Annotated in this window: 12 protein-coding genes and 1 tRNA gene; 10 read left to right on the forward strand and 3 right to left on the reverse strand. The window is 35.9% G+C overall.

All coding sequences use genetic code 11. From position 1 onward, the window contains the following. Positions 1–149: 149 nt before the first annotated feature. Positions 150–413 carry a GrxA family glutaredoxin gene (locus I6E69_RS19825; protein ID WP_024605333.1) on the reverse strand — a complete coding sequence of 88 codons (264 nt, stop codon included), beginning with the start codon at positions 411–413 and terminating at the stop codon, positions 150–152. 259 nt (positions 414–672) lie between these two features. Here I6E69_RS19825 and I6E69_RS19830 point away from each other — a divergent pair, with 259 nt between their 5' ends. The 9 genes from I6E69_RS19830 (at position 673) to I6E69_RS19870 (ending at position 10556) form a co-directional block, all read left to right on the forward strand. After that, positions 673–1710, forward strand: coding sequence for a response regulator (locus tag I6E69_RS19830; RefSeq protein ID WP_231619835.1), 1038 nt, complete (start codon positions 673–675; stop codon positions 1708–1710). Between the two features lie 19 nt (positions 1711–1729). Then, the gene (locus I6E69_RS19835; RefSeq protein WP_231619836.1) at positions 1730–2344 is read left to right on the forward strand and encodes an isochorismatase family cysteine hydrolase; all 615 of its coding nucleotides are present in this window, start codon (positions 1730–1732) and stop codon (positions 2342–2344) included. After that, the gene (locus tag I6E69_RS19840; protein WP_197122086.1) at positions 2337–5147 is read left to right on the forward strand and encodes a PAS domain-containing hybrid sensor histidine kinase/response regulator; all 2811 of its coding nucleotides are present in this window, start codon (positions 2337–2339) and stop codon (positions 5145–5147) included. The genes I6E69_RS19835 and I6E69_RS19840 overlap by 8 nt, the downstream gene beginning before the upstream one ends. 660 nt (positions 5148–5807) lie before the next feature. After that, positions 5808–6098 carry a hypothetical protein gene (locus tag I6E69_RS19845; RefSeq protein WP_039489278.1) on the forward strand — a complete coding sequence of 97 codons (291 nt, stop codon included), beginning with the start codon at positions 5808–5810 and terminating at the stop codon, positions 6096–6098. A gap of 500 nt (positions 6099–6598) precedes the next feature. Then, positions 6599–7339, forward strand: coding sequence for a bifunctional diguanylate cyclase/phosphodiesterase (locus I6E69_RS19850; protein ID WP_039489281.1), 741 nt, complete (start codon positions 6599–6601; stop codon positions 7337–7339). Between the two features lie 108 nt (positions 7340–7447). After that, positions 7448–7822, forward strand: a complete 375-nt coding sequence (locus I6E69_RS19855; RefSeq protein ID WP_039489282.1) for an Hpt domain-containing protein — start codon at positions 7448–7450, stop codon at positions 7820–7822. Between the two features lie 9 nt (positions 7823–7831). Beyond that, the gene (locus I6E69_RS19860; protein ID WP_082007326.1) at positions 7832–9229 is read left to right on the forward strand and encodes a sigma-54 dependent transcriptional regulator; all 1398 of its coding nucleotides are present in this window, start codon (positions 7832–7834) and stop codon (positions 9227–9229) included. Positions 9230–9342: 113 nt separating this feature from the next. Beyond that, on the forward strand, positions 9343–9873 hold the full coding sequence (locus I6E69_RS19865; protein ID WP_039489283.1) for a peroxiredoxin-like family protein: 531 nt from the start codon (positions 9343–9345) through the stop codon (positions 9871–9873). Between the two features lie 236 nt (positions 9874–10109). Further along, on the forward strand, positions 10110–10556 hold the full coding sequence (locus I6E69_RS19870; RefSeq protein WP_002958478.1) for an Hsp20 family protein: 447 nt from the start codon (positions 10110–10112) through the stop codon (positions 10554–10556). Positions 10557–10616: 60 nt separating this feature from the next. On the opposite strand, the gene I6E69_RS19875 is transcribed toward I6E69_RS19870, so the two are convergent. Both I6E69_RS19875 and I6E69_RS19880 read right to left on the reverse strand, forming a co-directional pair. Further along, positions 10617–12173: a cryptochrome/photolyase family protein gene (locus I6E69_RS19875; protein ID WP_197122088.1), complete on the reverse strand. Its 1557-nt coding sequence runs from the start codon at positions 12171–12173 to the stop codon at positions 10617–10619. A 312-nt stretch (positions 12174–12485) separates the two neighbouring features. Continuing rightward, entirely contained in the window at positions 12486–12947 is a 462-nt protein-coding gene (locus I6E69_RS19880; protein WP_138489413.1) for a globin, read from the reverse strand. Between the two features lie 434 nt (positions 12948–13381). On the opposite strand from I6E69_RS19880, the gene I6E69_RS19885 reads away from it, so the two are divergent. Continuing rightward, a tRNA-Met gene (locus tag I6E69_RS19885) sits at positions 13382–13455 on the forward strand. Position 13456: the final 1 nt, after the last annotated feature.

Consider the following 13456-nt stretch of genomic DNA (forward strand, 5'->3'; position numbering starts at 1 on the left):
AACGAATTTAAAGAGGCGCGCATTATATAGGATTCGCGAGGCAAATGCTTGTATAAATTGAAACTAATTTCTATGTGTTTGATGTTGGTCGAAATTTAACCAGTTTAATTTGGGGTTTGTTAAACTGGTTAACATATTTAATACAACGCTTATTTGTACAAGCCTAGGTTTTCTTTTGCGTAAGCTTCAAATTCTGTAAATCCACCGATGTGATTTTGATCCACAAAAATTTGTGGAACGGTAGGGCAAGGTTTACCAGCTGACTTTTCAAGGTCGGCTTTACTAATGCCTTCTTTAATTATATCGATGTAGCGAAATTTAAAGTCATCACGTTCATTTGATAGTTGCTGCGCAACATCTTTTGCACGAACACAATATGGACAACCTTCACGGCCAAAAATTACAGTTAACATAGCTTTCTCCTCAATTTGATTAAAATCAGTTTAAATGATTGAAAAATTATTTAAAGCAAAAAAAAATCGATTACACCATTCTAATAAAAACCATAAATCATATATTGCATAGCAATATGATTTGCAAAATGCGAATGAGAAACTAAAGCGCTGTCTGTCTAATACTTAAGTATATGAATGCAAGTGTGTTTACAAGAATTAATTTGTGGCACATAACTTGATGATTAAGAGGTATACATTGGGTTAACGAGAATACTTTATGAATATTAATAGTCACGTTTTAGAAATTATCCAAGGGGTAATCGGTAAATATTGTGAAACCCAAAATCGAAATTTTTCAGTTACTTTAATTAATAAGTTGCAATGTAACTACGTTTGTTTGCAAATCCCTCTTGAGCAAATGATTGCGCAATGCGAGGAATTTCTGATTCCAGCGCTAGCATTTGTTAAGCAGAGCTTTTTACTTAACCTAGAAGCAAATATACAAGGGGTTAGTCTTCATTACCAGATTGATGATTCTGAGCAAGTAAGCACGCTGGATTTTCATGGGCTTTTAGCAACAAAAGAGTCTGTTAGTTTGGCACTAGATATTAGTCAAAATATAGACGTTCTAACTGATTGTGAGGCGTTATTTAAAAGTTGTTTAATAACATCGGATAATACCCATGAGCGCTTTGGCTTAAATTTTAAATTATTCAATAGCACTTTTAAGGAAACGGTACAGATTGAGGATTTACGTCACCTTAGTGGTGACGCGCTAACTGATAAACTAAATGGTGACAGCATAAATAGACACATAAAGTTATGCACTATTAGCGACATTAGTGACCTGAGCCAAGAGAACAAACTATCTAAAAAAATATTAGGTTGGCCATTTTTTGATACTGATCTCATTACCATTTTAACAACATTTCATACGCAAACACGTTTATCTGTATTAGTGGCGGATGATAGCTTACCAAGCCAAATTGCAACAAAAGTGATGCTCGAAATGCTGGGCTGCTTAGTAACATGTGCAGAAAATGGCGCTAGTGCTTTAACGCTTGCTCAAAATGAACCATTTGATTTATTGCTCTTAGATGAGCGCATGCCAGGAATGTTTGGCAGTGACGTCGCACAGCAATTGGTGCGTCAAAATACCCCTAATAATAATACACCCAAAGTTATTTTAACGGGGCTAACAGGGGATGAGCAGATAGCTGAGTTATTTGAAAAAGGTATTACGCACTATTTACAAAAACCAGTGACCAAAGCAGTGCTCGAAAAGTTTATTAAACCTTGGCAATTAGCGTCTTAAATTGGTTAATAAGGTGGCAATGATGCATGACTTTTCTAAAACAGCGCTTATTTTGATTGGTTTTCAAAATGATTACTTTTCACCAAAAGGTATTTTGTATGACGTGGTTGAAGAGTCGTCAAGAATTACTGGCGTGGTAGAAAATACACTCTCTTTATTGGCCGCCTGTGCAGAGCAATTTGCGTTAGTTGTTAATACACCCATTCATTTTACACAAAACTACAGTGAGCTTAAAAATCCGATTGGCATATTAAAAGCTATTGCTGATGTGGGCGCATTTAAAGCAGGTTCGTACGGCGCTCAAACCATTGAGCAGCTAGATTTTTTTAGCAATGTTATAGAAGTGGTGCCTGGGAAAAGAGGTTTAAATGCTTTTACACATACTGCTCTAGCGCAAAAGCTCAAAGAACATGGTGTCACTAATGTAATTTTAGCCGGTACGGTGACTTCTATTTGTATTGACTCAACTGCGCGAACGGCTGTTGAACTTGGTTTTAACGTCACTATTTTAAGTGACTGTACATCGAGTCGCACTCCTTTTGAACAAACTTTTTACTGTGAAGAGGTTTTTCCTCTTTATGCGCGAGTTTGTGATAGTAAAACTTTTATTAAGCATTGGAGAGAGCATGGATAACAACGATGAACTACAAGTGCAAATCCAATATGCATTGGTCGAAAAGCTCTCCAATAGTAATCGACGTCAAGCAAAGCTATTAGCTATTTTAGATGAATGTATTTTTGAGTGTGATAAACATTTAAATCTTACCTATATTAACGAAGCATGGGAGAAGAAACTAGGTTACTCAAGCGATTCATTAATTGGTTCTAATATCACTAAGTTAATGAATTGCGATGATATTATGCATTTTGTTGCATACAGTTGTTGTTTGCTTGAAGGAAAGCAGACTCCTAGTGTAGAAATACAAATAAAAAATAGTCTCGGACTCTTAAACTGGTTTGAGTTGAGGCTAGTTTATGATGAAAAAAGCGGTTTTATAGGTTCACTCTATGACATTCAACGTCATAAAGACTCACAACTTTTGCTTACACAACAGCAAAAATATGTAAAACGCTTATCGCTTGTTGCGAGCCATACAAATAACTTAGTGATAATTACAGATAAATTTGGCGTAATTGAGTGGGTTAACAATAGTTTTGAAGTACTTACAGGTTACGCCTGTGATGAGGTTATAGGCACCAGTCCTGGTCAATTACTGCAAGGGCCAAAAACATGTGAAAAAAGCCGTAAGGTCATGTCTCATGCCGTAAAAAATGGACTTCCTTTTCAAGTTGAAACTACAAATTATGATAAAAACGGTAATATTTATTGGGTTGCTATTGATGCAAACCCAGTGCGAGATGATGAAGGCCAAGTAAAGCACTTTATCGCTATAGAAACTAATATTACGCAGCGAGTTAAAGCCGAACAAGCAATGGCAGAGATAGAATATAATTACCACTCTGTGGTTGATAATATCCCTGATATTGTTTTACGCCTAGATACATTTGGTAATCTATTATTTATAAATCAAGCATGGCAGCGAGTGTTACACAGCAGGGTAGATGAGAGCCTTGGCTTACCTATAATTAAGTTTATAGCAAAAGAAGATGTAGAAAAAATTAGTAGCACTTTGCTTGATTATAAACAAGGTAAGCGTGATATACGTCGCTTTGATATACGTTTAATTAATGCACAAGGTATAAATAACTGGGTCGAAATTACACTTACTCCAATTGTTGGTGGCTACGAAAGTGATTTATCATCAATTGCCGCGACACTTGTGGATATACAAGAGCGTATTGAAAGCGAGCAAATATTACTTGAAGCTAAACATCAGGCAGAAACCCTAGCGGAGTCAAAAAGCCGATTCATGGCAAATATTAGTCATGAAATTCGCACGCCATTAAATGCTGTTATTGGATCTGCAGATATTTTGCATCATACCGGTTTAACTTCTGAACAAATGCGCTATACACAAATGATTAAAACAAGTTCTGACGCGCTATTAAGTGTATTGGACGATGTATTAACGTACTCACGTTTTGAAGCACAAGCCATAACACTCAATAATCAGCCATTTAGTATTGATACGTGTATTGAAGAAGCAATAGATATAATTTCCCAAAGCGCTTTACAAAAAGGGCTTGAGGTTATTTTTGATTTTTATCCTGATGTACCAGCTCAAGTAATTGGTGATCATGCCCGTATAAGACAAATAGTCATAAATTTATTAGCCAATGCGATTAAGTTCACTCAACATGGTGTAATAACGGTTACTGTTAAGTGCACTCATATTGAAGGTAATAATTTAAACCTTTATTTATCTGTAAAAGACACGGGTATGGGAATTGCAAAAAATAAAATTGACAGTATGTTTATGCCTTTTATTCAATCCGATAATTCAATTACTCGAAAGCATGGTGGCAGTGGCTTAGGGCTTGCGATATGTAGGCAAATTTGTGATGTAGTAGGTGGAGATATTTCGGTTAGTTCTGAGTTTAATAAAGGAAGCGAGTTTATAGTTAATTACCCGCTGCAAATAGACACAACTGACTCAATTTTAAGAGAAGGGTTTGCAGCACGAAGTAAAAAGCCAAAAGTATGGATAGTAGGAAATCACGAAATTCTAAAAACAGCCTTGGAGCATACGCTCACTCGGTTTTCTATCACTTTTGAACACTACGAAGTATGCCCAGATATACCCAAGTACGATAGTTTTCCTGATGCAATTGTACTAACTGATCCTCAAATGTTAGCCCAAACACGCGAGCGTATAAATACATACAACTCCCTTAATTCACCGTGTTTACTCATCCTAGATTTGCTAGGTAAAAGCTTATTACCGCAAAATATTAACGACAGAGAGCTTAGGTTAAATGGCCCTTATAAAGTATCGCATGTACTACGGGCAATTAGTTTATTAGAAGAGCAGTTGTTTCATTTGGATATTATATTTACCAATCGTGAGCAAAAAGAAACTTTAGAAAGCCCCTTAGGGTTAACTCAGTTAAGCGGAACCAAGGTATTGGTTGCTGAAGATAATACGAATAATCAAATTGTAATTCGGCAGTTTTTAGAGCAAAAAGGTTGTCGTGTGCATATTGTTAGTGATGGTCAAGAGGCAATAATAAAGGCGCAAAGCGGTGAAATTGATATTATTTTTATGGATATCCAAATGCCAATACTCGATGGGATTTCTGCAACTAAAGCAATCAGAAAGTTAGGTATAACCACTCCTATAATAGCACTCACTGCAAATGCGATTCATGGTGATAAAGAGCGATTTATAGACGCGGGGATGAATGACTATTTAGCTAAGCCAATTGTAAGTGAGACACTTTATTTATTACTTGATAAATATGCCCCAGAGCAGGTTATTGAATCTAAACATTTAAAGCTCTCTCGTTTAGCGCAAGTGTGGGAAAAGCTGAGTTGAGCAATGAAGGCTAGGGTTTGTTAAACGTTTAGGGTTAAATTTGTAGCAGTGTGGTTATTTTCCATAAATGGGCGATAACGTAGCATTAATGCCAAACAGGCGCTGCCCAAAGGGATCTTCCTAGGGGCTATTTACTCTTTGTTGCCAACATGGATGTAGTTAAGGGGCGTGAGCAGGACGCAGAAGCTTTGCTCGGTTTTACTTATTCTTACATCGATTTAAGTTAGTAGGGTAACGCAAGAGCTGTTACCGAGCCCGCTGGGTTATAAACCTCGCGCTGGGATTAAACCGCTTGTAGTTTGAACGAATTTTAATCACCAAAGATCAACAGACAATATAAAAAGTGTGTTTGTGTTGCATAAAACTTGATAAACGGAGAAATTGACCTAGTATTTTAGGGGTAAGTTAAATTTATTTTTTAGTAATTAATGAGTGTTTTTAGTGTGTTTTTTTAATTTGATTCGCAAATTGCAATTCAAAATAAAAATAAAATGTTATGAACTTTATTTAAATACTCAATCATACCTTTAATTTATTTTAACGACATGATTTTGTAAGGTTTTTACTTTTTTGTAAAGTTGTTATCTGGTTGGCACGACTTTCGCAATATATTAAATATCAAATCAAGACGAATTTAGTTAAATATTTAAGGGGTGCAATATGCAAACAAACACAAAAGCCAAACAACAGCCTAAAGGTAACAATTGGGTACTAACACCTGAAATTATGGTTTTGTCAATTTTGCTTGTTGCCACTTTAGTAATAGGTATAACAGTTTTACGAGGTAGCGATTCGATTGAACCGCTGGCAGATATTCAGCCAATTACTTTTACACAGGCTGATGTTGAAAACGCGCAGTTGATGAGTAATACGTTTGACTCGCAAAATACCAACTATGCACAACATGTAACTGCTTCTAAAAACGAAAATAACGACACTCTTCCAAACTAGAGACTTTTGCGCAGGTAACTATTCATAGTTGCCTGCGTTTTTTTATGTTCCTACCACCAATTTAATTTTTTAATCCCTCCCCATAAAATTATTTATATGTTCTTAAATTTAGATGGTGCTTAACCTAAACAGGGTTTTATCAAAGCTTTCTCTTTTCTCATATACAATTGCTAATATTAGCTTTGGTCAGTATCTATTAACTGGCTTATCTGTGTTTTATAAGCTCGATTAAGCGCTCACTTACCAATTTAGCTGCATTGCAAACTGAATTGCAAAATGCGAATGAAATGGGAGAAGTAAAGCCATTTAATCTTCTAATTTAACTACTTGAATATATTGGTTTTTATTTCTGTTTTTTTGTATTTAAAATGGCCTGTAAATTGCTCTTTAATATAATAAGTCACTAATAGTGAAACCGGAGCAAAATCATGAGTGCGTTTAAATACCTAGAATCGGAAAAACCAGTCAATCTAGCAAGATGGCATGAGTTAGAGAGAATCATGTCTGATTCAATGCAAAATAATTATTTTAAAATGGTTTATCAACCGCTTGTATCATTGGGATCTGGAAAGCTGGTCGGCTTTGAGTCGCTAGTAAGGTGCCAATCACCGCGCTTTGGCATTGTTGGCCCTGATGAGTTTATCCCTCATGTAGAGCAATCGGGAATGATTTTAGAATTAGGTGACTGGATTTTTGAGCAATGTTTGTCTGATTTAAAACATATGCGGCAGTTTGGTATGACAGATATTGCTGTTTCATTAAATATTTCACCGGTACAAATCTTAGATGGTGATGTGTTTTCAAAAGTAATGTCTTTGCTAGAAAAGCACCAAATACCACCACAGGCTATTAAAGTCGAATTAACGGAAACAGCGCTCATTCATAGTCCTGATAAAATAGCTAAGGCGTTTGAAAACTTCCATAAAGAAGGCGTAAAGGTGTGGATTGATGATTTTGGCACTGGGTATGCCTCTTTAGGTTTACTTCGTCAATTTGATATTGATGGTTTAAAAATTGATCGCAGTTTTGTAAGTGGTATTGCAACTAATAATGAAGACTTTACGTTATGTAGCGCAATTATTGCGATGGCTCAACGATTGGGTTTACAAACGGTAGCAGAGGGTATTGAAGAGAATGAGCAATTACAAATATTAGAACAACTTGGTTGCGATATAGCTCAGGGATACCTGCTAGATAAGCCGCAAACGTTAACTAAAAGTATTGATACTTGGGCTTTGTAAATGTTTATATTCATTTTGATTTGCAAAATGCAAAAAACAAATTACTCTTAAACTACAACTCTTACATTTTATTAGTGTACGAAGTTTTAACTTACACGAAGGTTATCTATGCCCATATCAGAGCAGTTTGTCGATAAAAGTATTACCGAGCTAAATGTATTAACTCAACTCGAAAAGGATGTTGGGACAACTGTGTTAGCTCGTTTAATTAAATTATTTATTGATGAATTAGTTACTATGGCTAACCAATTAGATACGGCAATTAGTAGTGAAGATACTATAAAAATTAAAGAAGTAATGCATGTCTTAAAAAATTCAGCAGCTTTATATGGTGCATCTGCTTTAGCTGCGTTAGCAACACAATTACACGATTCGCCACCGTCAACTACACAAGAAAACTTGCACGCAGCGCTTGTTATTAAACACAACTTGGATAAAACCCGAGATGCGTATCAAATAATGAGTAATAGTATAGCTATCTAGGAGAAAGCCGTGTCAGATATAATTGATAAAGGTCTTGTTTATATTGTTGAAGATAGCATTGCCAGTGGTGCTTTATATGCAAGTCAGCTTGAACAGGCTGGTTTCCAATGCAAACACTTTACAGATGGGTACTCTGCTTTAGTAGGTATTAAAGAAAAAATGCCAGCGGTCATAGTACAAGACGTATGCTTGCCAGATATAAGTGGGCTTGAGGTATTACAATTTGTAAATAAGCAGAAAAATCCTGCTAATGTAGTCATGATCACCTCAAACAGCTCTATTGATATTGCAGTGGAAGCAATGCGTTTAGGCGGTTTTGATTTTTTAGAAAAACCTTTCACAAGTCAACGACTCATTAGTTCAGTAGAAAGTGCCTTGACGCCAAAAGAGCAAGTTAAAGTTCAACCATTGGTTAAAAACAGAGATAAAAATCAAGATTTTGTTGGTGAATCACTGGCAATGAAAACCGTTTTTAGATTACTTGATAGTGCAGCTAGAAGTAAAGCGTGTGTATTTATCACAGGTGAAAGTGGAACCGGTAAAGAAGTTTGCGCACAAACCCTTCATGATACAAGCCCGAGAAATACAGGACCATTTATTGCCATAAACTGTGCAGCTATCCCTGCTGAGCTATTTGAATCAGAATTTTTTGGTCATGTTAAAGGTGCGTTTAGTGGGGCATTAAGCGATCGAAAAGGGGCTGTTGAAGTGGCCAACGGCGGTACCTTATTTTTAGATGAATTATGTGAAATGGAACTTAACTTACAAGCAAAGTTATTACGCTTTTTACAAACAGGCATTTTTAGTAAGGTGGGTAGTAGTGAAGTATTACACAGCGATGTTCGTTTAGTCTGTGCAACAAACAGAAACCCTATCATAGAGGTTGCAGAAGGGCGTTTTAGAGAAGATTTATATTACCGTTTAAATGTTATTCCCGTAAAGCTCCCCCCTTTAAGAGAACGCGGAGGCGATATATTACTGCTTGCTGAGTATATTTTGAAACAAAAAAGCGATAGTAATGCAAAGCATTTCACTGGTTTTTCTGATGAAGTTAAGGCGCTTTTTTGTAATTACGATTGGCCAGGAAATATTCGCGAACTACAAAATGTAATTGAAAACACCGTTGTTATTAATGATGGCGATGTAATTGAAAAAGACATGCTACCAAGCTCATTTGGATTAGGCGCTGTGAAGCACTCGATATCCGCTAAGTCAGTTCACAATACAAACGAGCAGAGTGTTCAATTATCGCCTATGTCTGTTCACGATATAGAACCTTTGTGGCAAGTTGAAAAAAGGGCGATTGAAAATGCAATTAAAAGTTGTGAAGACAATATTCCTCTTGCTGCTGCTTATCTAGGGGTTAGTGCATCTACCATTTATAGAAAAATAAAGGGATGGTCTTAAAGTTATAATCGATTTTTAATTACACTTTTCAGGTTGAATTAATAAAAGTTACCCTAAGCTCTATGGGTAAGAGCAAATTAATTTTTAATCTGAAACAGTAAAAGGAGATCGCAATGAGTAACACTAGTTTAAAACCTGCGGATATTATGCCATCACTAGTTGTGAGTGATGTTGATGAGAACAAGGTAGATTTAGTTGATAGAGTAAGTGACTCTCCCTGGAAAATGATTGTTGTCTATCGAGGCCAGCACTGCCCTAAATGTACTGCGCAACTTAACGAGCTTGCTAAAGTTCATAAAGACTTTAAAGATGCTGGTGTTGAAGTGGTTGCAGTAAGTGGTGATAGCCATGAGCAGCTTAATAAACATCTTGAAAAAATAGATATTAACTTCCCAATTTACTATGGTTTAACAATCGAACAAATGACCGATTTAGGGCTACATATCAGCGAGCCTCGCAGTGATGCAGAAACTGATCATCCATTTGCTGAGCCAGGCATTTTTGTACTTAATGAAAAAAATCAGCTTCAAATGGTCGATATATCAAACAGCCCATTTGTTCGTCCTGATTTAGAGCAACTGCTAGGTGGAATTAAGTTTTCTAGAGAAAACGACTACCCAATCCGAGGCACATTTATTAAATAACATTCATTTTCATGGTTTCAAAAGGCACTTTTTAGTGCCTTTTTTTATTTATTTTTAATTTTTTAAAATTAATCTCTTGAAAACAATTTTACCGTCCATATATAGTTAAGTAGGACGCCTGATGGGTCCTAAATTAAACTTAAATAATTGAAATTTATATTATTAATTAAACTTTGCTTGAGCTTGTTCAATAGAAAAGCACATGCAAAATATCGCTTAAATATGAGGATATTATTATGCGTACAGTAGACTTATCACCACTTTATCGTTCATTTATCGGCTTCGAACATTTAGCATCACTTATGGATGCGGCAGCTAATACAGATAAGCAGCCAAGTTTTCCTCCTTACAACATAGAAGCACTCGATAAAGACAAATACAGAATCACTATGGCCGTTGCCGGTTTTAGCGATAACGAATTAACCATTGAGTCAGAAAATAACACATTAAAAGTTACAGGTACTAAAGCAAATAAAGATGAAAACACAGAGCGTAAATTTATTCATCAAGGTATTGCTGAGCGTAACTTTGAACGTAAATTCCAGTTAGGAGATCATGTAAAAGTACTTGGCGCAGATTTAGCCAATGGCTTACTAAGTATTGACTTAGAACGTGAAATCCCTGAAGCGCTAAAACCACGTAAAATTGAAATTGGTAATAGCAATCTAATAGAAGGTAAATAATCTTCTAAAGTACATATTCCCCTAATTACTTAGCCGCCTCATTCGAGGCGGCTTTTTTGTTTACAGCGCTTCTAAATTATTAAGGTAGTAGGTTGCTTGTTGCAGCGTTTGTTCTTGGAGTGTTTTTTCTTGTTTATCCCAGTTTTTATATACCATACCAATACGTGGGTTCTTTTCTAGCCTGTCTCTGTGTTTATTCATGAAATGCCAGTACAGGCTATTTAGCGGGCAAGCTTTATCACCTACTTTTTGTTTTACATCGTACTGACAGCTTTTGCAGTAATCACTCATCTTATTAATGTAGTTACCGCTTGCAGCATAAGGTTTAGTCGCAATTATTCCATCATCGGCAAACTGGCTCATTCCTCGGGTGTTGGGCATCTCTACCCACTCTATGGCATCGATATAAACACCTAGGTACCAGTTATCTACGTCATCAGGGTTTATTCCTGTAAGCATGCAAAAGTTTCCAATAACCATTAGGCGTTGAATATGGTGGGCATAAGCGGTTTCAAGGCTTTGTTTTAATGAGTGGCTTAGGCAATTCATTTTTGTAGAGCTGTTCCAAAAATAAGATGGTAGTGTGTTTTTGGCTTGTAGTTGATTTTTAACAGCGTAGTCGGGCATGTTAATCCAATAAATGGCACGTACATATTCTCTCCAACCTAATATTTGCCTAGTAAAGCCCTCTACTTGCGAGAGGGATATTTCACTGGGTCTTTGTTCGTATTCTCTTATTACACGTTTGATTACATATAACGGGTGGAGTATTTTCGCGTTTAGGGCAAACGATAATCGGCTATGGTACAAGCTGGTATTATTTTTACTTTGATCTGTCATCGCATCTTGAAAGTGACCAAAGCAACTAAGTAAATGCTCGCAAAAGTATTCGAGAGATTCAATGGCTTGTTTTCTTGTTGTTGGCCACTCTAGTGAATGCTCATCTATTTGACCAAAATAAGCGACTTTATGCTTATTTAAACGGGAAATAATGCTGCTAACATCAGTATTGAATAACTTAGGCTCTGGGATATTTGCTAAGTCGTTTTTGGAAAATTTATTACGATTATTACTGTCAAAATTCCATTTGCCACCGGTTGGCTTAGTATCATCAACTAATATATTAAACTGCTTACGCATAGCATGATAGAAGTGCTCCATTGTCACATGCTTGTTTTTTGTAAAGCGTGTTTTTATTTCGGTGAACGGTAATAAAAAGTGTTCAGTATCTGTGGCAATTACATCAAATGAGCTATCACTTTTGAACTTAGCTAATTGAGACTTAAGCCTAAACTCATCAGGGTATTGATATTCAATAGTTTCGCATTGGTATTTATCGGCAATTCGCTTGAGTAATTCAATTAAATCTTTGTCGCCAGCGGTATCGTCAAGAGTTAAATGCAAAACATTAAAACCTGCCGTTTTTAATGCAGTCGCAAAGTTTTCCATAGCATTAAAAAAAGCACACAGTTTTTGAATGTGATGCCTAACGTAGTCGGTTTCTTGTTTTAATTCTGCGATGAGATAAAGCGTGTCGTCGTCTTTTTGTTTATACCATGAATGAGATGGGTTTAGCTGATCGCCTAGTATTAATCTAAGTGTTTTATGATGGGTCATAGTAAAGCCAAATTTTTTTATACGGGCATAGTTAATTAAACGATCGTTTTAATATTTTACAACAAGCAAATAGGAGTAATTAAGTGCATAACGACAATAGTTTGCTGTTTTTAATGCTGGGGATTAGTTGTTTCTTGAGTTTAATAATAGATTAGTAAAACGAATAGAGGCGGTAAATAACGCAATACATTGTGCTGTTAGCAATAGGGCAAAAAAGTTTAACCGCATATCGAGGCGTTTTTGACCATGGTGTTAAAATGAGCATAATTAAGGGGAGATTAAGTAAATTAAGTCTCCCCCCCAATTGAATATCTAAATTTTATTACTTTGCTTTTGCTGCATTCTTTGTTGTAACGAAACCACATTGGTAACGTTGAAAAGAACATTGCTTGCAAAGCTTTCAAAGTACCTAAGCGCTTTTTTCCAAGCGAGCTGACTCTCAGTATTAAAATGCTTACCAAGGTGCTCTTCAAGGGTTTCGTAAAAAGCGTTAGATAAAAGGGCAATGTCACTGTGTGAAGCGCCGCTTTTTTTTAGATACATTAAATGGTGAGCTAAAAAAGGAGCTACCGATGCTGGTTTATCTAAATGTTTAACAATTCGTTCTAACACGCAAAAGAGGGTAAAGCTCTTTTCGTTAAACTGTAAGGCCGTCGGGTAATTCATCTCAATACTAGATTGGGCTAATTTACTATGAAACTTAGCAGTAAACGCATGAAAGTTAGGCTTAATAATTGTTAAGTTATTTAATAATGCTGATTGTTGTTGATTCATTTTTATCTCGTTGCAGTGAGTAATAACTATTATTATCAAGTAGGAATAAAGTTGATTATAGCGGGCAGTTCAAATTCTGCACGTTTTTTTAGTGTGAAAGTATGGCTTTTTGTTATATCTATTTACTTTCTGGTAATTAGTGAGCCTTTAAAACGTATTTTAAGAGTTATTAAACTTCAGTTTATCTGATTTTTATCCTGAAATAATAAGCTACTACATTTTATGACTCAAGTATGGGAATTTTATAAAGTTGGCTGATTACTTATGTTACTTACATATACATTAAATTAGCATCTTGACGAATTGCAAATTTTATAAACTAATTGCGTATTATAGTTGCTAATTATCCTGTACATCCTTATAATAGCGGCCATTGTTTAGCGTGTTGTATAACAGCTAACAGCGATATTAAATTAAGGTTTGATATCTATTGGCGCGGGATGGAGCAGTCTGGTAGCTCGTCGGGCTCATAACCCGAAGGTCGTCGGTTCAAATCCGGCTCCCGCAAC

Origin of the sequence: Pseudoalteromonas sp. NZS100, from assembly GCF_015864815.1 — a bacterium.
GTDB lineage: Bacteria > Pseudomonadota > Gammaproteobacteria > Enterobacterales > Alteromonadaceae > Pseudoalteromonas > Pseudoalteromonas distincta.